Below are 18050 nucleotides of genomic sequence, written 5' to 3' on the forward strand. Positions count from 1 at the left end.
GCCCATGTCCGAACCGACCGGTGCCGCCCGCCGTCGTGGGCCCTTCAAGGTCGGGGACCAGGTTCAGCTCACCGACCCCAAGGGACGCCACTACACGTTCACGCTCGAAGCAGGGAAGAGCTTCCACACCCACAAGGGCGCCTTCCCGCACGACGAGCTGATCGGTGCCCCCGAGGGGACCGTCGTCCGCACCACCGGAAACGTCGCCTACCTCGCGCTGCGCCCCCTGCTCCCCGACTACGTCCTGTCCATGCCGCGCGGCGCCGCCGTGGTCTACCCCAAGGACGCCGGGCAGATCCTCGCCATGGCCGACATCTTCGCGGGGGCCCGCGTCGTGGAGGCGGGCGTCGGCTCCGGCTCCCTCAGCACGTTCCTGCTGCGGGCCATCGGGGACCAGGGCATGCTGCACTCCTACGAACGGCGGGCCGACTTCGCCCAGATCGCGCAGGACAATGTCGCCCGCTACTTCGGCGAGCCGCACCCCGCCTGGCAGTTGACGGTCGGTGACCTTCAGGACCACCTGTCCGACACCGACGTCGACCGCGTCATCCTCGACATGCTGGCGCCCTGGGAGTGCCTGGACGCCGTCTCCAAAGCCCTGGTGCCCGGCGGCATCGTGTGCGCCTACGTCGCCACCACCACGCAACTGGCGCGCACGGTCGAGAGCATCCGCGAGCACGGCACGTTCAACGAGCCGCGCGCCTGGGAGACCATGGTCCGCACCTGGCACGTCGAGGGCCTTGCCGTGCGCCCCGACCACCGCATGATCGGCCACACCGGCTTCCTGCTGACCGCCCGGCGCCTCGCCGACGGCGTCACGCCGCCCCTGCGCCGCCGCCGTCCCGCGCCCGGCGCCTACGGCTCCGACTACACCGGGCCCGGCTCGGGCAGCGGCTCCGACTGACCCGCGCCGCGCGTGGGGGACCCCGCCGTCGGGTGCGGGTGTGAGATATGGCACGATGCCGGAGCCTGCCGACGGGCGGGTCCCGGCACCGTTCCGTTCCTCCTCCGCTGTCCTTTGGAGTCCCCCACGTGCAGCTCCCGGCAGGCCACGGCACCTCCGACCTTCCGCACACCCGGGCCGGCGCACGGCACTGGCTGATCACCGCGCTCGCGCTGGCAGCCGTGACGGCCGCCGCCGCCCTCGTCCAGCCCTCGGGCGCCACCGCCACCCAGGAGGGCCCCAGCGGCGGCCCCGACCCGGCCCGCGCCTCCTACCCGGTGGACTGCGGCCCGCTCGGCGTCGTGGTCGCGGACCGCGTCGAGGTCGACCTCGACGCGGACGGCAGGGCCGAGACGGTGGCCGTCGTCCACTGCGACGCCGGCTCCGGCACGCCGCCGCACGGCGTGTACGTCCTGGCGCACCCCACCGAGGAGGACGGGGCGCCGCGCGTTGCGGAGACCCTGGTGGACCCGGGGGAGCGCATGACGGTGGACGGGCTCGGCATCGACGGGGGAACGATCTCGGCGCGGTTGCTGGGCTACTCCGCACCCGAGGTACCCAGGTGCTGCCCGGATATGCGCCGCGACGTCAGCTGGGCGTGGCAGGACGGGCGGCTCGAACTGACGGTGGCGCCCGCCCCCAACAGCGTCTGAACCGTCCGCGGCCCGAAGGCCAGGACCGCTAGGCCCTGTCCGGCCGATCTTGCCGGGCCCGCGACGCCAGCTACGGCACCTCGCTGCGTTACCGAATCGCGCGAATACGGACAGGTATGAGCTGCGATCCGGCGCCTTGCGATGCACCGCATCTGACGCCGCGGGCTTATCCGACAAGATCGACAGGACAGGACCTAGCCGGCGTCCGGGCCGTACACCTCGGTGCGGTCCGCGACGCGGCGTACGTGGATGCACTGGCCGGGGCAGTCCTTGACCGACTCGGTCACGTCACGCAGGAGCGGCAGTGGCACGCGGGCGGCCGCGCCGGGCTCGGTCAGCAGATCGGCCTCCTCGCCCGGCGGGACGGGCGGCTTCACATAGGCGAGGCCGTCGATGTCCAGCTCGAACACCTCGGGGGCGTACTGCGCACAGATCCCGTCCCCCGTGCAGAGGTCCTGATCGATCCAGACCTCAAGCTCCTCGGCCGCATCGTTCTGCACGGTCATTGGCCTGCCGTTCCTCGTGGGTGTGCATCAAAGGGAGCCGTCCCTGACGGGTGTTGACCGCTTACGACCATACAGCGGGCAGCTTTCCCCTGAGGCAGGGTGGGTATTTCCCTGGCGTGAGGGAGTGCGCAAGGGTGAAGATCGGACACACCCCGACCGTCTTTGTGATCTAGGGGTTTCGAACTGCACCGGTCCAGGTAGGGTCTGGAAGCGTCCAGCTCCCCTTGGAGGAGGTGAGGACCGTGGTATCCCAGAACGACGACAGCAACCGCGGCATCCGGCCCGGTCGAGGGTCAGACGACTCGACCGGACAGATTGCCGACCTTGAGCAGGAGATCACCGTCCTGCGCCGAAAGCTGGCCGACTCTCCGCGGCACACTCGGATTCTCGAGGAGCGGATCGTCGAGCTTCAGACCAACCTGGCCGGCGTATCGGCGCAGAACGAACGACTGGCGAGCACGCTCCGCGAGGCGCGCGACCAGATCGTCGCCCTCAAGGAAGAAGTCGACCGGCTCGCCCAGCCGCCCTCCGGCTTCGGTGTCTTCCTGTGCGCCAACGACGACGAGACCGCCGACATCTTCACCGGTGGCCGCAAGCTCCGGGTCAACGTCAGCCCGGGCCTGGAGCTCGCCGACCTCAGGCGTGGCCAGGAGGTCATGCTCAACGAGGCGCTCAACGTCGTGTCCGCCATGGAGTTCGAGAGCGCCGGGGACATCGTCACGCTCAAGGAGGTCCTCGAGGACGGTGAGCGCGCCCTGGTCGTCGGCCACACCGACGAGGAACGGGTGGTCAAGCTCGCCGATCCGCTGATGGACCTCACGCTGCGGGCCGGCGACGCGCTGCTGCTCGAGCCGCGTTCCGGCTACGTCTTCGAGGTCGTGCCCAAGAGCGAGGTCGAGGAGCTGGTCCTCGAAGAGGTCCCGGACATCGACTACACGAAGATCGGCGGCCTCGGCGGCCAGATCGAGCTGATCCGGGACGCCGTCGAGCTGCCCTACCTGTACCCCGACCTCTTCCGGGAGCACGAGCTGCGCCCGCCCAAGGGTGTGCTGCTCTACGGCCCGCCCGGCTGCGGCAAGACGCTCATCGCAAAGGCCGTCGCCAACTCGCTGGCCAAGAAGGTCGCCGAGGTCACGGGGCAGCCCGCGGGCAAGAGCTTCTTCCTCAACATCAAGGGCCCGGAGCTGCTGAACAAGTACGTCGGCGAGACCGAGCGGCATATCCGCCTGGTCTTCCAGCGGGCCCGTGAAAAGGCCAGCGAGGGCACGCCCGTCATCGTCTTCTTCGACGAGATGGACTCCCTCTTCCGTACCCGCGGCTCCGGTGTCAGCTCGGACGTGGAGAACACGATCGTTCCGCAGCTGCTCTCGGAGATCGACGGGGTGGAGGGCCTGGAGAACGTCATCGTCATCGGCGCCTCCAACCGCGAGGACATGATCGACCCGGCGATCCTGCGCCCGGGACGGCTCGACGTCAAGATCAAGATTGAGCGCCCGGACGCCGAGGCCGCGCGGGACATCTTCTCGAAGTACCTCACGCCGCGGCTGCCGCTGCACGCCGAGGACGTCTCCGAGCACCGCGGCAGTGCCGAGGCGACCGTGGCCGGCATGATCCAGACGGTCGTGGAGCAGATGTACGCCGAGACCGAGGAGAACCGTTTCCTGGAGGTCACCTACGCCAACGGTGACAAGGAGGTCCTGTACTTCAAGGACTTCAACTCCGGCGCCATGATCGAAAACATCGTGGACCGGGCGAAGAAGATGGCCATCAAGGACTTCCTCGACCACGACCAGAAGGGTCTGCGGGTCTCCCACCTGCTGTCCGCCTGCGTGGACGAGTTCAAGGAGAACGAGGACCTGCCCAACACCACCAACCCGGACGACTGGGCCCGCATCTCCGGCAAGAAGGGTGAGCGGATCGTCTTCATCCGCACGCTCGTCACCGGGAAGCAGGGCGGCGACACCGGCCGGTCCATCGACACGGTGGCGAACACCGGACAATACCTGTAGTGCGACGAGCATTCGGCTGCGGGGCACGCGAGGGCGGGCCCCGCAGCCGAGCACGTTTCCCAGACAGTCCTGAAGGAAACCCGCAGTGATCTCCTCACCGCACCCCGTGTCGCCTACGCTCGTACCCAGCAGCGGGACGGTGAGGAGCCGCCGCCGGGCAAGGAGGGCCGCATGACTGTACGGCGAGTGATGGGCATCGAGACCGAGTACGGCGTCTCCGTGCCCGGCCACCCGAACGCCAACGCCATGCTCACCTCGTCCCAGGTCGTGAACGCCTACGCGGCGGCCATGCACCGCGCACGGCGGGCGCGCTGGGATTTCGAGGAGGAGAACCCGCTGCGTGACGCGCGGGGCTTCGACCTGGCCCGGGACAACGCGGACGCCAGCCAGCTGACCGACGAGGACATCGGCCTGGCCAACGTCATCCTGACCAACGGGGCGCGGCTGTACGTCGACCACGCGCACCCCGAGTACAGCGCCCCGGAGACCACCAGCCCGATGGACGCGCTGCTGTGGGACAAAGCGGGCGAGCGGATCATGGCGGAGGCGGCGCGCCGTGCCGCGGAGGTGCCGGGCGCCCAGCCGATCCACCTCTACAAGAACAACACGGACAACAAGGGCGCCTCGTACGGCACCCACGAGAATTACCTGATGAAGCGGGAGACGCCGTTCTCCGACATCGTGCGCCACCTGACGCCTTTCTTCGTCTCGCGGCAGGTCGTCTGCGGCGCGGGCCGGGTCGGCGTCGGGCAGGACGGCGGCGAGCACGGGTTCCAGCTCAGCCAGCGCGCCGACTACTTCGAGGTCGAAGTGGGCCTGGAGACGACACTGAAGCGGCCCATCATCAACACCAGGGACGAGCCGCACGCCGACGCGGAGCGTTACCGCAGGCTGCACGTGATCATCGGCGACGCCAACCTCTCCGAGGTCTCCACCTATCTCAAGCTGGGCACCACCGCGCTGGTGCTCTCGATGATCGAGGACGGCTTCATCGCCGTCGACCTCGCCGTCGACCAGCCGGTTCGTACCCTGCACCGGGTCAGTCACGATCCGTCGCTGCGCGAGCAGGTCACCCTGCGCAGCGGGCGGTCACTGACCGCCGTGCAGCTCCAGATGGAGTACTGCGAGCTGGCCAGGAAGTACGTCGACCAGCGCTGGGGCGCCGACGCGGACCCGCAGACCACCGACGTGCTCGACCGCTGGGAGGAAGTGCTCGGGCGTCTGGAGCGGGACCCGATGAGCCTGGCCGGCCAGCTGGACTGGGTCGCCAAGCGGGAGCTGATGGAGGGCTACCGCCGGCGGGACGGCCTCGGCTGGGAGGCGGCCAGGCTGCACCTGGTGGATCTCCAGTACGCCGACGTCCGCCCGGACAAGGGCCTGTACAACCGTCTGGCGGCCCGCGGCCGGATGACCCGGCTGCTGTCGGAGGAGGACATCCTGCGCGCCCAGAGCAGCCCGCCCGAGGACACCAGGGCCTACTTCAGGGGCCGCTGCCTTGAGCAGTACGCCGATGACGTCGCCGCCGCCTCGTGGGACTCCGTGATCTTCGATCTGCCGGGGCGCGATTCCCTCCAGCGCGTGCCCACCATGGACCCGCTGCGCGGGACACGGGAGCACGTAAAGGACCTGCTGGACCGCTGCGCGACGGCCGAGGATCTTGTTCGTGCGCTCTCGGGAGGCTGATATGCCGCCGATCCGGGAATCATGGAGGTGGTTCCCGGACGTTGTAGCAAAGAAGGGCCGATGTCAGCCCCGGCTAGTAGGGTCTGATCTTGATACTTCGAGCAGAGCATGGGGTGAGGGAAATGGCGACGAAGGACACGGGCGGCGGCCAGCAGAGGGCGTCGCGCACCAGCGAAGAGGCCGAGGAGCAGACTCAGGACGCGGAGGTCTCCGAGGACCTCAAGGAGCGCCAGGAGGCTCTGACGGACGACGTGGACTCGGTGCTGGACGAGATCGATGAGGTGCTCGAGTCCAATGCCGAGGACTTCGTGCGCAGCTTCGTGCAGAAGGGCGGCCAGTGACACTGGCCGTCCGGCGGCCGCACGACCCGGGTGGATCTTCAGCATGTGACGGGTAGGGTCCCTGCCATGCGCTGCCCGAAGTCCCGGCCGCACTGCCGGATCGGGGCAGCGAACCGTTTCTCTGCCTGCTCAACTCCTGGAAGGAAACCTGTGGCGGCCAACTCCCACGACCAGGGGCGACTCCCGGCGGCCTTCCTGCGGCCGGGGTCCTCCTCCTTTTTCGACTTCCTCTCCGACTACGCCCCCGAGCGCCTGCCCGGCGGCCGGGCGCTGCCTCCGGTGGAGGGCCCGGTGGAGACGGTGCACGGCACCACGATCGTGGCGGCCGTGTTCGCCGGCGGCGTGGTCCTCGCCGGTGACCGCAGGGCCACCATGGGCAATATGATCGCCCAGCGCGACGTGGAAAAGGTCTTTCCCACCGACGAGTTCTCCGCGGTCGGCATCGCCGGCACGGCCGGGCTCGCGGTCGAGATGGTGAGGCTGTTCCAGCTGGAGCTCGAGCACTTCGAGAAGGTCGAGGGCCACGTGCTCTCCCTCGAGGGCAAGGCCAACCGGCTGTCCACCATGATCCGCGGCAATCTCGGCATGGCCATGCAGGGCCTGGCCGTCGTGCCGATGTTCGCCGGCTATGACCTGGACCGACGGCGGGGCCGGATCTTCTCCTACGACGTGACCGGCGGCCGTTCCGAGGAGCTGGGCTTCGCCGCCGTCGGTTCCGGCTCGGTCTTCGCCCGCGGCTCGCTCAAGAAGCTGCACCGCGAGGACCTCGGCGAGCAGGAGACCACCACGGCCGTGGTGCAGGCGCTCTACGACGCGGCGGACGAGGACTCCGCGACGGGCGGCCCCGACCTGGCCCGGCGGATCTTCCCCATCGTCACGGTGATCACCGAGGATGGGTTCCGCAGGCTCGCCGAGGCGGAGGTCTCCGAGATCGCCAGGGCGGTGCACGAGGCCCGGCTACAGCTGCCGAACGGGCCGCAGGCGCCGGTTCTGTAGATTCCCGCCCGGTAACACTTTCCGACGGACAGGAAGGGACGAATAGCCGGTGTCGACGCCGTTCTATGTCTCACCCCAGCAGGCCATGGCGGACCGCGCGGAGTATGCGCGCAAGGGCATCGCGCGCGGGCGCAGCCTGGTCGTGCTCCAGTACGCCGACGGCATCGTGTTCGTCGCGGAGAATCCCTCGCGCGCGCTGCACAAGGTCAGCGAGATCTACGACCGGATCGCCTTCGCCGCGACCGGCAAGTACAACGAGTACGAGAATCTGCGGATCGGTGGCACGCGCTACGCCGACCTGCGCGGCTACACCTTCGACCGCCAGGACGTGAAGGCGAGGGGGCTGGCCAATCTTTACGCCCAGACCCTGGGGAACATTTTTTCCAGCGGCGCGGAGAAGCCCTACGAGGTGGAGCTGCTGGTAGCCGAGGTCGGCGAGACACCGGCGGACGACGAGATCTACCGGCTGCCGCACGACGGTTCGATCATCGACGAGCACGGTTCGGTCGCGGTCGGGGGCAATTCGGACCAGATCGGCAGCTACCTCGATCAGCGGCACCGGGACGACATGGGCCTGGGCGAGGCGCTGCGGCTGGCGGTCGAGTCGCTCGGCCGCGACCCCGGCGGCAACGACAGGGAGTTGACGGCGGACCAGCTCGAGGTCGCGCTGCTCGACAGGAACCGGCCGCAGCAGCGGAAGTTCAAGCGTGTGCTCGGCCAGCAGCTCGCCCGGCTGCTCGAAACCGAGGCGGCACCCCCGGCGGCCGAGGCGGAGGAGCAGGAGGAGGGCACGGAGTCCGCGCCCGAGGCCGGCTCCGAGGACTGATCCTCACTCCGGTGCCCCAGGAGCCGCCGGCTCCTGGGGCACGGCCGTGGAGCCGCGGCGCACCAGCTCCACGGGGAGGACGGTGGCCCCCGGGCTCTCCCCGCGCAGGGCGGCCAGCAGGGCGCGCATCCCCGCCGCGCCCAGTTCCTCGCCCGGCAGCCGCACCGTCGTCAGCTCCGGCTCGACGGCGGTCGCCACCGTCAGATCGTCGAATCCGGTGACCGAGACGTCGTCCGGCACCCGCAGTCCGAGGCGCCGGGCGGCCTTGCACGCGCCCACGGCCAGCATGTCGTCGTCGCACACGAGCGCCGTGGGCCGCTCCGCCGCGGTCAGGGCGCGTTCCGCGGCCAGCACCCCGTCCGGCACCCCGATCGGGGCCCGCCGGGTGCCGACCAGGCGGGCGCCGCGCACCGCGGCCAGCTCCGCGGCCAGGACCCGCGCCCGTTCGCGGAACGTCCAGGAGTCCACGTCGGCCGCCACGTGCGCGAAGCGCCGGTGGCCGAGCGACAGCAGGTGCCGCGCGACCAGCCGCATGCCCGCGGCGATGTCCGGGTTCACGGTCGCCGCCGCCCCGGTGCCGGGCTCGCTGTCCAGCATGACCAGCGGCAGCCCCTCCCCGCTGAGCACCGCGAGGGCCTCGGCGGCCATCGAGGAGGCCAGCACGCCGTCCAGCGTGGCGCCGGCCGAGGCGAACGGGTCGCGGGCCGGGCCCGTTTCGAGCGGGGAGGTGTAGAGCACGACGCCGACGTCGTCCCCGGCCGCCACCCGTACCGCGCCGGCGTGCACCCGCGCGAAGAACTCGTTGGTCAGTGCGGGCACGACCACCAGCGCGGTGCGCGACCGGCCGAGCCGCAAAGTGCGGGCCGCCACGTTGGGCCGGTAGCCCAGCTCGCGGGCGGCGGCGCGTACCGCCTCGGCCCGGGCGGGGGAGACGCGGCCGTGCCACCGGTCGCGGAGCACGAGGGAAACGGTGGCCTGCGAGACCCCGGCCCGCTCCGCGACATCGCGGCTGGTGGGCCGGGGCGGCAGGGCGCCCCTCACCGCGCTCCCCGGCGCACGCGTTCTTCACTCATCGTCTGCGCTCCCGTCGTTTCCCGGAACCCGGCCATCGTACGTAGAATCACGGGGGTTATACGTAACACTTCTGGAGGGTGCGGTCATGGCCACGGGCTATCTGGAGCTGCTGCGGGCGGGGCATGTACTGCGGCTGCTCACCGGCACGCTGATCGGGCGGCTGCCGCACGGCACCGCCGCACTGGCCATCGTGCTGTTCACCCGGGCCGAGGGCGGCGGGTATTCGCTGGCCGGGGTGTTCGCCGCGGTGCACGGTCTCGCCACCGCCGTCGGCCAGCCGCTCCTCGGCCGACTCGTCGACCTGTACGGGCAGTTCCGCGTGATGCTTCCCGCCGCCGTGGCATCCGCACTGGCGATGGGCCTGTTCGCCGTGGCCGGGACCGAGCCGTTCGCGCTCGCCTGCGCCGCCGTCCTGGTCGCCGGTCTGACCACCCCGCCCCTGGAGGGCGGGCTGCGCGCGCTGTGGCCGAGCGTGTTGGGCCGTGGCGACCTCGTGCACCGCGCCTACGCCCTGGACGCGGTGGCGCAGGAGGTGATGTTCGCCGGCGGCCCGATGGTGGTGATGCTCCTCGTCGCCTTCTGGTCCGAGGCCGCCGCCCTGCTGGTGATCAACGCGGTCGGCGTGCTGGGCGCGCTGTCCGTCGTGGTGTCCGCGCCCTCGAGGCGCTGGCGCGGCGCGCCGCGCGAGGCGCACTGGCTGGGGGCCCTGCGCTCCCGGGGGTTGCTGGCGCTGCTCGGGTGCTTCTTCTTCGTCGGCGTCGCCCTGGGGGCCATCTCGGTCGCCGCCGTGGCCTACGCCGACGAGCGGGGGGACGAACTGGTGGCCAGCTACCTGCTGTCGGGACTCGGCGCGGGCGCCCTGCTCGGCGGTCTGTGGTACGGCGCGCGCTCGTGGGCGGGCGAGCCGGAGCGGCGGCTGCGGGCGCTGACCGCGGCGCTGGCCGTCTGCTATGTGCCGCTGGCCCTGGTACCGGAGCAGGTGGCCGCGATGACCGGGCTCGCCGCACTTGCCGGCGTCTTCCTGGCGCCTGGTCTGGCCTGCGCGTTCGTCGTCATCGACCGGCACGCCCCGGTCGGCACCGTGACGGAGGCCTTCTCCTGGCTGGTCACCACGTTCGGTGTCGGCGCGGCGGTGGGCACGGCCGTGGTGGGGCCGGTCATCGAGTCGGGCGGGGACGCGGCGGGGTTCGCCCTGGCCGGCGCGGGCGGCGTTCTTTCGTTCCTCGTGCTCCTCGCCACTCGGAGTGTTCTCGCAGTTCCGGGGGGTGTGTCCGGGGCGCCGCCGGAATCGGAAAATGATCGAAACGCCGCACGCGAACCCGGTTTCAGAAGCGAGCATCGGGCGTAATGTTCACTCATGGATCGCCGAATCTTCGGGCTGGAGAACGAGTACGGCGTCACCTGTACGTTCCGCGGGCAGCGGCGTCTGTCCCCGGACGAAGTGGCGCGGTATCTCTTCCGCCGAGTCGTGTCCTGGGGACGCAGCAGCAACGTGTTCCTGCGGAACGGCGCACGGCTGTACCTGGACGTCGGTTCGCACCCCGAGTACGCCACACCGGAGTGCGACAACGTCACCGAGCTGATCACGCACGACAAGGCGGGCGAGCGCATTCTGGAGGGGCTGCTGGTCGACGCCGAGCGGCGGCTCCACGAGGAGGGCATCGCCGGCGACGTCTACCTGTTCAAGAACAACACCGACTCCGCGGGCAATTCCTACGGCTGCCACGAGAACTACCTGGTGGCCAGGCACGGTGAGTTCTCGCGGCTCGCGGACGTGCTCATCCCGTTCCTCGTCACCCGCCAGCTGATCTGCGGGGCCGGAAAGGTGCTCCAGACGCCGCGCGGTGCGGTGTTCTGCGTCAGCCAGCGCGCCGAGCACATCTGGGAGGGGGTCAGCTCGGCGACGACGCGTTCGAGGCCCATCATCAACACCAGGGACGAGCCGCACGCCGACGCCGAGCGCTACCGCAGGCTGCACGTCATCGTCGGCGACTCCAATATGTCGGAGACGACCATGCTGCTGAAGGTCGGGGCCACCGACCTCGTGCTGCGCATGATCGAGGCCGGCACCGTCATGCGCGACCTCACCCTGGAGAACCCGATCCGGGCCATCCGCGAGGTCAGCCACGACATCACCGGCCAGCGCAAGGTGCGGCTCGCCACCGGGCGCGAGGCGTCGGCGCTGGAGATCCAGCAGGAGTACTACGAAAAGGCGCTGGACTTCTGCGAGCGCCGCGGGATGCGCACCGGGCTGACCGAGCAGGTGCTGGAGCTGTGGGGCCGCGCCCTCGACTCGATCCGCGGTCAGGACCTGGACAAGATCAACACTGAGATCGACTGGGTCATGAAGTACCAGCTCATCGAGCGGTACCGGGCCAAGCACAACCTCACGATGTCCCACCCGCGCGTGGCGCAGATAGACCTTGCCTACCACGACATCCACCGCAGGCGCGGCCTGTACTACCTGCTGGAGCGCAAGGGGCAGGCGCAGCGCATCTGCAATGACCTGAAGATCTTCCAGGGCAAGTCCGTGCCGCCGCAGACCACCAGGGCCCGGCTGCGTGGCGACTTCATCCGCAGGGCCCAGGAGCAGCGCAGGGACTTCACGGTGGACTGGGTGCACCTGAAGCTCAACGACCAGGCGCAGCGCACGGTGCTGTGCAAGGACCCCTTCCGTTCCGTGGACGAGCGGGTCGAGAAGCTGATCGCGGGCATGTGACCGCCCCGCTGCGGCGGGCAGGCGGGAAGCACAGGAAGAGGTCGTAGGGTGGGCGGGACCAGCGGGGTCCCGCCCCGGCCGTGCCTAGCCCAAGTTGGACAGATGATCCCCACCAAACGTGCGCGCCGCGTCGTCGCGGTGCTGGCCGTTCCCGCGCTGTTCCTCACCGCCTGCGGCTCCGAGGATTCCGACTCCTCCGACGACTCGTCCCCCGCCGCCGAGCCCGTGGCCACCGTCTCGGGCGAGCTCGACTCCCCGCCGGAGATCTCCGTCGACGGGGACGCCCAGGTCAGCGACGAGACGGTAGTCGAAGTCGTCAATGAGGGTGACGGTGCGGAGGTGAAGGAGGGGGACTTCGTCCGGGTGGACGTCGTGGGCCAGGTCATGGGCGCCGATATGGAGCTGCTGAACACCTGGGCCAGCGGCGAGCAGGCCGGGGGCGGCGAGGAGGCCGGGGGCGGCGAGGAGGCCGGGGGCGGCGAGGAGGCCGGGGGCGGCGAGGAGGCCGGGGGCGGCGAGACTCCGCGGCAGCAGTTCGTCGTCCAGGTCGGTGCCGAGTCCAACCTGCCGGCCCCCGCGACCACACCGCTGGCCGGGACGAAGACGGGCAGCCGGGTCCAGGTCGAGGGCCCGGTCACCGAGATGCTGGGCCCGGGTGCCACCGAGGCGGGCTTCGCCGAGGACGACGGCGTGCTGTGGGTCTTCGACATCGCCGAGACCGTGACGGTCGACGCCACCGCCCACGCCGAGGGCGAGCAGGCGGCGGTGGAGGAGGGCCTGCCCGAGGTCGCCACCGAGGGCGACGAGGCGCCGGTGATCACCATCCCCGAGGGCCAGGACCCGCCCGGGGAGCTGCAGGAGCAGGTGCTGATCGAGGGCGACGGCCAGGAGGTCGCCGAGGGGCAGGGCGTCATCGCCCAGTACATCGGCGTCACCTGGGCCGACGGCGCGACGTTCGACTCCTCCTGGGAGCGCGGCGCCGCCTCCGGCTTCCAGATCGGTACCCAGTCGGTCGTCGCCGGCTGGGACCAGGGACTCGCGGACAACCGTGTGGGCGACCGGGTGCTCCTGGTGATTCCGCCCGACCTCGGCTACGGCGACCAGGAGACCGGCAACGGCGCGATCCCGCCCGATTCGACGCTGGTGTTCGTCGTCGACATCATCGGTGTGGTCTGAGGGACCGCATCCGCAAGCCCTGACGCAATCACTGTTCGTAGGAGTGGATTTTTGTGAGCACCGACAAGCCCGAGGTCGACTTCCCCGGCGGCGAGCCGCCCGCCGACCTGGAGATCAAGGACCTCTGGGAGGGCGAAGGACCCGTCGCCCAGGCCGGTACCGAGGTCGCCGTGCACTACGTGGGTGTCTCGTTCAGCACCGGTGAGGAGTTCGACGCCAGCTGGAACCGGGGCACGCCGCTGCGCTTCCAGCTCGGCGGCGGCCAGGTCATCCCGGGCTGGGACCGCGGCGTGCAGGGCATGCGCGTCGGCGGTCGGCGGCAGCTGATCATCCCGCCGCACCTCGCGTACGGCGACGCCGGGGCGGGCGGCGGCCGGATCGCGCCGGGGGAGACGCTGATCTTCGTCTGCGATCTGGTCTCGGCCTGATCCGTTCAGGCGGTACGGTGGGCCCATCCCTTCGCGGGGATGGGCCTGCTGCGTTGAGGAGGAGGGCGGCGCGTCGATGGCGATTGCCAAGGCCGAGCGGCTGATGAACCTTGCCCTGTGCCTGCTCGGGACGGGCCGTGCCCTGAGCAAACGCGAGCTGCGTACCTCCATCGAGGCGTACATCGAGGTCGGTTCCGACGACGCCTTCAACCGGATGTTCGAGCGCGACAAGGACGACCTGCGCGAGCTGGGCATGGTCATCGAGACGGTCGAGAGCCTCGACGGCGATGTCGGCTACGTCGCCCGTCGCGACCGCAATCAGCTGCCGCCCGTCACCCTGGACGCCGAGGAGGCCGCCGCGCTCGGTCTCGCCGCCAAGGTGTGGCAGCAGGCCCGGCTGGCCGGTGCCGCCAGCGGCGCGCTCCAGAAGCTGCGCGCCGCCGGGATGCCGCTGGCCGAGGAGGAGCGCGAGGCCTACAGCGCGCTCGAGCCGCGGGTGCCCGCCGGGGAGTCGGCGTTCGAGCCGCTGATGATCGCGTGCCGCGACCGGCGCCCCGTCACGTTCGACTACCGCAAGTCCAACGCCGCACGCCCCGGGACGCGGCAGGTCGAGCCGTGGGCGCTGGAGTGCTGGCGCGGTCACTGGTACCTGGCCGGGTTCGACCGCGAGCGCGGCGCCGTGCGGGTCTTCCGGCTCTCGCGCATCGTGGGCCGCGTCAAGTCGCGTGCCGGCACGTTCACCGCCGAGGTGCCCGGGCACGTCGCGGTCCGCGAGAGCGTGGCCAGGTGGGCAGGGGAGCACGCCACCGGGCAGGCCAGGATTCTGCTGCGCACCGGCGCCGGCTATCCGCTGCGCGCCCGGGCCACGGTGACCAGCGGCCGGGACGGCGAGTGGGACGAGCTGGAGATCCCCTACGGGCACGGACTGGGGGCGTGGCTCGCGGAGTTCGGCCCGGACGTGATCGTGCTGGAGCCCGCCGAGCTGCGGGCGGACGTGGTCGACCGGCTGCGCGCGGTCGCCAAGGGCTGAGGAGAGAGGCTGACATGGCGACCACCGCCATCGACAGGACGCGGCGGATGCTGTCGCTGGTCACCTACCTGAGGGAGCGGCCGGGGGCCCGGGTGGACGAGGTGGCGCGGGCGTTCGGGATCTCGGAGGACGAGCTGATCTCCGACCTCAACGTGCTGCCGATGTGCGGCACCAGCTTCCGCGGCGGTGACCTGCTCGACATCGACACGGACGGCGAGCACATCTGGTGGTACAACGCCGATGCCGTCGGCTCGGGCACGGGACAGCCGCTGCGGCTGGCCGCGGACGAGGCCACCGCACTGCTGGTCGCCGCGCGCGCCGTGGCCACGCTGCCGGGGCTGCGCGACGGGGACAAGGACGCGCTGCTGCGCGCGACGGCGAAGCTGGAGACGGCGGCGGGGGAGAGTGCCGGGGCCAGTTCGCGCGTCTCGGTGACCTTCGAGTCCGAGGGCGGGGTCTTCGCGGACGTGGACCGTGCCATCACCGAGCGCCGCAGGCTGCGCATCCGCTACTACTCCCCGGGCCGTGACGAGTTGACCGACCGGGAGATCGACCCGATCCGGCTGTTCGCGGTCGGGCACACCTACGTCGAGGCGTGGTGCCGCAGGTCCGAGGCGCGGCGCACGTTCCGTCTCGACCGGGTGGCCGGCATCGAGCTGCTCGACACCCCGGCGGACCCGCCCGCGGTGGAGCCGCGGGACCTCAGTGAGGGCTTGGTGCAGCCCGCCCCCACCGATCCCGAGGTGGTGATCGAGACGGGCCCCGGCGGGCGCTGGGTCGCGGAGTACTATCCGCACGACGCGGCCGAGGAGCTGCCAGACGGCGGGCTGCGGGTGACGCTGCGCACCCCCGACCCGGCGACGCTGCGCCGGCTGGCGCTGCGCCTGGGCGGGGACGGGCGCATCGTTTCGCCGCCCGAGCTGGCGGAGAGTGCACGCGAGGCGGCCCGTGCGGCGCTCGATCAGTACGAGGAGTTGGCTTGAGCATGTTCTGGCCGATGTTCCAGCTCGTTCTCGCCTTCTGCGGGGCGGCCGTGCTCGGCGTGCTCGCGGTGCGCGTCGGTATCGAGGTGCGCCGTTTTTCCCGGGCGGTCGGCGACAGTGCCGAGCGGATCAGCAGGGCGAAGGAGGAGCTGGAACGCTCCGCGGCGCCGCTGGCCGCGCGGAGCGGTCTGGTGCAGCGGTCAAACGCAGGAAATAATGCGGAAGAATAGGCGGCCGTTCAGGCATTGCCCTGTGTTCACCCTTGCGCGTTAGGATTACTGTTCGTACGGGGCGGTCAGGACGGTCCGTGCCGGACGGACCGAAGGTCATTCCCCGACGAGAGAGAAGACAGAGATATGGGTCAGATCGGACCATGGCAGATCCTTCTCGTTGGACTGCTCGTCCTCCTCATCTTCGGCGCCAAGCGGCTGCCGGACACCGCCCGTTCCCTGGGCAAGTCGATGCGCATCCTCAAGAGCGAGACGGCGGCCATGAAGAAGGAGGGGGACAGCTCGGGGAAGGACGGCCAGACCCCGCCTGACACGACCACCTCCCAGCGCACCATCCAGGCCGCCCCCGGGGACACCGAGACGTCCCGGCCGGTCGACGAGCCGAAGCGGACGTCGCAGGGCTGAGCCCTCCGCCGGTACATGGAGTGAGGCCGGGCGGCCGGGACTGATCCGGTCGCCCCTCGAGACGAGGACGTGGGGTGCCCAGGGCCACGCGCAAGCAGGAGAAAGACCCCGAGGGGCGTATGCCTCTCACCGAGCATTTGCGCGAGCTGCGTAACAGGCTCGGGGTGTCGGTGGCCGCGGTCCTCGTGATCACCATCGTCGCGCTGTTCTTCGCCAAGGACCTCATGGAGCTGCTCACCGAGCCGCTTCCCGAGTGCGACGAGGTCAACGAAACGGAGAGCGCGGCCGAGCGGTGTGCCACCCTCACACAGCAGGGTCTCACCTCCCCGTTCGCCACCTACTTCCGCGTCTCGCTCCTGTGCGGCCTGATCGCCGCCTCGCCGGTGTGGCTCTACCAGGCGTGGGCGTTCATCGCCCCGGGCCTCCACCGGACGGAGAAGAAGTACGCGCGCAGCGTCGTCGCCGTCGGTGTACCGCTGTTCCTGACCGGCGTCTACTTCGCCTACTGGCTGCTGCCCCGCGCCATCCCGGTGCTGCTGGGCTTCAGCGCCGACGGCGTTGACAACCTGGTGACCGTCGAGGAGCTGCTGGACATCACCGTCCGCATGGCCCTCGCCTTCGGGCTCTCCTTCGAGCTGCCGCTGCTGCTGGTCCTGCTCAATCTGGGCGGCGTCGTCTCCGGCAAGCGGATGATCAGCTGGTGGCGGTGGATGGTCGTCGGTATCGCGGTCTTCGCCGCGGCGATCACCCCGACCGACATGATGTCCATGATCGCCCTTCAGGTGCCGGTGACCGGGCTCTACCTGATCGCCTGCGGCATCGCGCTGCTCAACGACCGGCGGCGGAACAAGCGCAACCCGGACGCCGAGCTGAGCGACGACGAGGCGTCCGACCTCGACCTCACGCCGTCCACGGTCGAGCCGGCCGAGCGGGTCGCCGCCTCGGGCGGCGACGGCGCCGGGCCCGGCTCCGACGGTTCGACCAGGCTCAACGGCTTCGACGACGCGACGTGACCCGGCGCGGCGCGTGAGCGGTGACATCACCCTGCTGATCAACCCGGCCGCGGGACAGGGCAGCGGCGCGCGCACCGCCCTGCGCGCGGGGCGCGTGCTGCGGGACGCCGGTTTCCTGGTCCGCGGCATCGTCGGCGCGGACGCGGACGACGCCGTCGACCGGGCCCGTGCCGCCGTCGCCCAGGGCACCGGCGCCCTGGTGGCCGTCGGCGGGGACGGCATGGTCTCGCTGGCGCTGCGCGCCGTCGCCGGGACCACCACGCCGCTGGGGATCGTCCCGGCCGGTACCGGCAACGACATGGCCCGCGCCTGCGGGCTGCCGCTCGGCGACCCGGGCGCGGCCGCGCGCGTGATCGCCGCCGCCTGCAAGGCGGGCACGCACCGGCTGCTCGACCTCGGACGTGTGGGCGACGCCTGGTTCGGCGGCGTGCTGGCCTCCGGGTTCGACTCGCGGGTCAACGACCGCGGGAACCGGATGCGCCGGCCGCGCGGCAGGTTCCGTTACGACATCGCCATGGTCGCCGAGCTGGGGCGGCTGCGCGGTATCCCGTACCGCATGCGGCTCGACGGCGGGCCGTGGCGGGAGTTCGACGCCACGCTGGTCGCCGTCGGCAACGGGCCGAGCTACGGCGGCGGCATGCGAATGTGCGCCGGGGCAAGGCTCGACGACGGGCTCTTCGACATCACCGTGGTGGGCGAGGTCGACCGGCGGACGCTGCTGCGGGTCTTCCCGCGCGTCTACCGCGGCACCCACCTCGGCCATCCGGCGGTTTCCGTCCACCGGGCCGCCGAGGTGGTCCTCGACGCGCCGGGCGTGACCGGGTACGCGGACGGCGAGCCGCTGGGCCCCCTGCCGCTGACCGCGCGCTGCGTGCCGCGGGCCCTGCGGCTGCTGGCGCCCGAGACGCGGCAGCCCTCCGGCGCGCGCCCGGCCGGGTAGGGGCGGGTACGGGCGTCAGCGGGTGCGGGCGTCAGCGGGGGCGAGGCGAAAAAAAGTCCCCGGGTCGGTCGCGGCCTGGGCCGGTAGGCTCGTAG

19 protein-coding genes are annotated in these 18050 nt (G+C 71.0%); 17 read left to right on the forward strand and 2 right to left on the reverse strand.

What is annotated here, in order from left to right; all coding sequences use genetic code 11:
• Positions 1-4: 4 nt before the first annotated feature.
• Together STBA_RS31620 and STBA_RS31625 are read left to right on the forward strand one after the other, a co-directional pair.
• On the forward strand, positions 5-904 hold the full coding sequence (locus tag STBA_RS31620) for a tRNA (adenine-N1)-methyltransferase (protein WP_077062446.1): 900 nt from the start codon (positions 5-7) through the stop codon (positions 902-904).
• Positions 905-1032: 128 nt separating this feature from the next.
• Positions 1033-1596, forward strand: a complete 564-nt coding sequence (locus tag STBA_RS31625; protein ID WP_077062447.1) for a hypothetical protein — start codon at positions 1033-1035, stop codon at positions 1594-1596.
• Between the two features lie 194 nt (positions 1597-1790).
• On the opposite strand, the gene STBA_RS31630 is transcribed toward STBA_RS31625, so the two are convergent.
• Positions 1791-2102, reverse strand: a complete 312-nt coding sequence (locus STBA_RS31630; RefSeq protein WP_077062448.1) for a ferredoxin — start codon at positions 2100-2102, stop codon at positions 1791-1793.
• 242 nt (positions 2103-2344) lie between these two features.
• Between STBA_RS31630 and arc the strand changes: the two genes are divergently transcribed.
• The 5 genes from arc (at position 2345) to prcA (ending at position 7957) form a co-directional block, all read left to right on the forward strand.
• Positions 2345-4111: a proteasome ATPase gene (gene arc / locus STBA_RS31635; RefSeq protein WP_077062449.1), complete on the forward strand. Its 1767-nt coding sequence runs from the start codon at positions 2345-2347 to the stop codon at positions 4109-4111.
• Positions 4112-4282: 171 nt separating this feature from the next.
• Complete coding sequence (gene dop / locus STBA_RS31640) at positions 4283-5794, forward strand: depupylase/deamidase Dop (RefSeq protein WP_077062450.1); 1512 nt, start codon at positions 4283-4285, stop codon at positions 5792-5794.
• 122 nt (positions 5795-5916) lie between these two features.
• Positions 5917-6135 carry a ubiquitin-like protein Pup gene (locus tag STBA_RS31645; protein WP_077062451.1) on the forward strand — a complete coding sequence of 73 codons (219 nt, stop codon included), beginning with the start codon at positions 5917-5919 and terminating at the stop codon, positions 6133-6135.
• Between the two features lie 150 nt (positions 6136-6285).
• Positions 6286-7131, forward strand: a complete 846-nt coding sequence (gene prcB / locus STBA_RS31650; protein ID WP_077062452.1) for a proteasome subunit beta — start codon at positions 6286-6288, stop codon at positions 7129-7131.
• Between the two features lie 49 nt (positions 7132-7180).
• On the forward strand, positions 7181-7957 hold the full coding sequence (prcA, locus tag STBA_RS31655) for a proteasome subunit alpha (protein WP_077062453.1): 777 nt from the start codon (positions 7181-7183) through the stop codon (positions 7955-7957).
• A 3-nt stretch (positions 7958-7960) separates the two neighbouring features.
• On the opposite strand, the gene STBA_RS31660 is transcribed toward prcA, so the two are convergent.
• Positions 7961-8998 carry a LacI family DNA-binding transcriptional regulator gene (locus STBA_RS31660; RefSeq protein WP_077062454.1) on the reverse strand — a complete coding sequence of 346 codons (1038 nt, stop codon included), beginning with the start codon at positions 8996-8998 and terminating at the stop codon, positions 7961-7963.
• 118 nt (positions 8999-9116) lie between these two features.
• On the opposite strand from STBA_RS31660, the gene STBA_RS31665 reads away from it, so the two are divergent.
• From STBA_RS31665 to STBA_RS31710, 10 genes are all read left to right on the forward strand, one after another.
• Complete coding sequence (locus tag STBA_RS31665) at positions 9117-10379, forward strand: MFS transporter (protein ID WP_077062455.1); 1263 nt, start codon at positions 9117-9119, stop codon at positions 10377-10379.
• A gap of 9 nt (positions 10380-10388) precedes the next feature.
• The gene (pafA, locus tag STBA_RS31670; protein WP_077062456.1) at positions 10389-11750 is read left to right on the forward strand and encodes a Pup--protein ligase; all 1362 of its coding nucleotides are present in this window, start codon (positions 10389-10391) and stop codon (positions 11748-11750) included.
• 102 nt (positions 11751-11852) lie between these two features.
• Entirely contained in the window at positions 11853-12926 is a 1074-nt protein-coding gene (locus STBA_RS31675) for an FKBP-type peptidyl-prolyl cis-trans isomerase (RefSeq protein ID WP_077062457.1), read from the forward strand.
• 53 nt (positions 12927-12979) lie between these two features.
• Positions 12980-13354, forward strand: coding sequence for an FKBP-type peptidyl-prolyl cis-trans isomerase (locus STBA_RS31680; protein ID WP_077062458.1), 375 nt, complete (start codon positions 12980-12982; stop codon positions 13352-13354).
• 76 nt (positions 13355-13430) lie between these two features.
• Complete coding sequence (locus STBA_RS31685; protein WP_077062459.1) at positions 13431-14384, forward strand: WYL domain-containing protein; 954 nt, start codon at positions 13431-13433, stop codon at positions 14382-14384.
• A gap of 14 nt (positions 14385-14398) precedes the next feature.
• The gene (locus STBA_RS31690; protein ID WP_077062460.1) at positions 14399-15367 is read left to right on the forward strand and encodes a WYL domain-containing protein; all 969 of its coding nucleotides are present in this window, start codon (positions 14399-14401) and stop codon (positions 15365-15367) included.
• Between the two features lie 2 nt (positions 15368-15369).
• Positions 15370-15597 (forward strand): hypothetical protein, encoded by a 228-nt coding sequence (locus STBA_RS31695; RefSeq protein ID WP_077062461.1) that lies wholly within the window; start codon positions 15370-15372, stop codon positions 15595-15597.
• 126 nt (positions 15598-15723) lie between these two features.
• Positions 15724-16002 (forward strand): Sec-independent protein translocase subunit TatA, encoded by a 279-nt coding sequence (gene tatA, locus STBA_RS31700; protein WP_077062462.1) that lies wholly within the window; start codon positions 15724-15726, stop codon positions 16000-16002.
• Positions 16003-16121: 119 nt separating this feature from the next.
• Positions 16122-17015 carry a twin-arginine translocase subunit TatC gene (gene tatC, locus STBA_RS31705; protein WP_366510911.1) on the forward strand — a complete coding sequence of 298 codons (894 nt, stop codon included), beginning with the start codon at positions 16122-16124 and terminating at the stop codon, positions 17013-17015.
• A gap of 13 nt (positions 17016-17028) precedes the next feature.
• The gene (locus tag STBA_RS31710) at positions 17029-17955 is read left to right on the forward strand and encodes a diacylglycerol kinase (RefSeq protein WP_077062464.1); all 927 of its coding nucleotides are present in this window, start codon (positions 17029-17031) and stop codon (positions 17953-17955) included.
• Positions 17956-18050 lie beyond the last annotated feature (95 nt).

This window comes from Streptomyces sp. MP131-18, from assembly GCF_001984575.1.
GTDB classification, from domain to species: domain Bacteria; phylum Actinomycetota; class Actinomycetes; order Streptomycetales; family Streptomycetaceae; genus Streptomyces; species Streptomyces johnsoniae.

Coding starts and splice junctions, on each gene's coding strand:
- STBA_RS31620 (WP_077062446.1), top strand. CDS start 5: ATGTCCGAACCGACCGGTGCCGCCCGCCGTCGTGGGCCCTTCAAGGTC.
- STBA_RS31630 (WP_077062448.1), bottom strand. CDS start 2,102: ATGACCGTGCAGAACGATGCGGCCGAGGAGCTTGAGGTCTGGATCGAT.
- dop (WP_077062450.1), top strand. CDS start 4,283: ATGACTGTACGGCGAGTGATGGGCATCGAGACCGAGTACGGCGTCTCC.
- STBA_RS31645 (WP_077062451.1), top strand. CDS start 5,917: ATGGCGACGAAGGACACGGGCGGCGGCCAGCAGAGGGCGTCGCGCACC.
- STBA_RS31665 (WP_077062455.1), top strand. CDS start 9,117: ATGGCCACGGGCTATCTGGAGCTGCTGCGGGCGGGGCATGTACTGCGG.
- pafA (WP_077062456.1), top strand. CDS start 10,389: ATGGATCGCCGAATCTTCGGGCTGGAGAACGAGTACGGCGTCACCTGT.
- STBA_RS31675 (WP_077062457.1), top strand. CDS start 11,853: ATGATCCCCACCAAACGTGCGCGCCGCGTCGTCGCGGTGCTGGCCGTT.
- STBA_RS31685 (WP_077062459.1), top strand. CDS start 13,431: ATGGCGATTGCCAAGGCCGAGCGGCTGATGAACCTTGCCCTGTGCCTG.
- STBA_RS31690 (WP_077062460.1), top strand. CDS start 14,399: ATGGCGACCACCGCCATCGACAGGACGCGGCGGATGCTGTCGCTGGTC.
- STBA_RS31695 (WP_077062461.1), top strand. CDS start 15,370: ATGTTCTGGCCGATGTTCCAGCTCGTTCTCGCCTTCTGCGGGGCGGCC.
- tatA (WP_077062462.1), top strand. CDS start 15,724: ATGGGTCAGATCGGACCATGGCAGATCCTTCTCGTTGGACTGCTCGTC.
- tatC (WP_366510911.1), top strand. CDS start 16,122: ATGCCTCTCACCGAGCATTTGCGCGAGCTGCGTAACAGGCTCGGGGTG.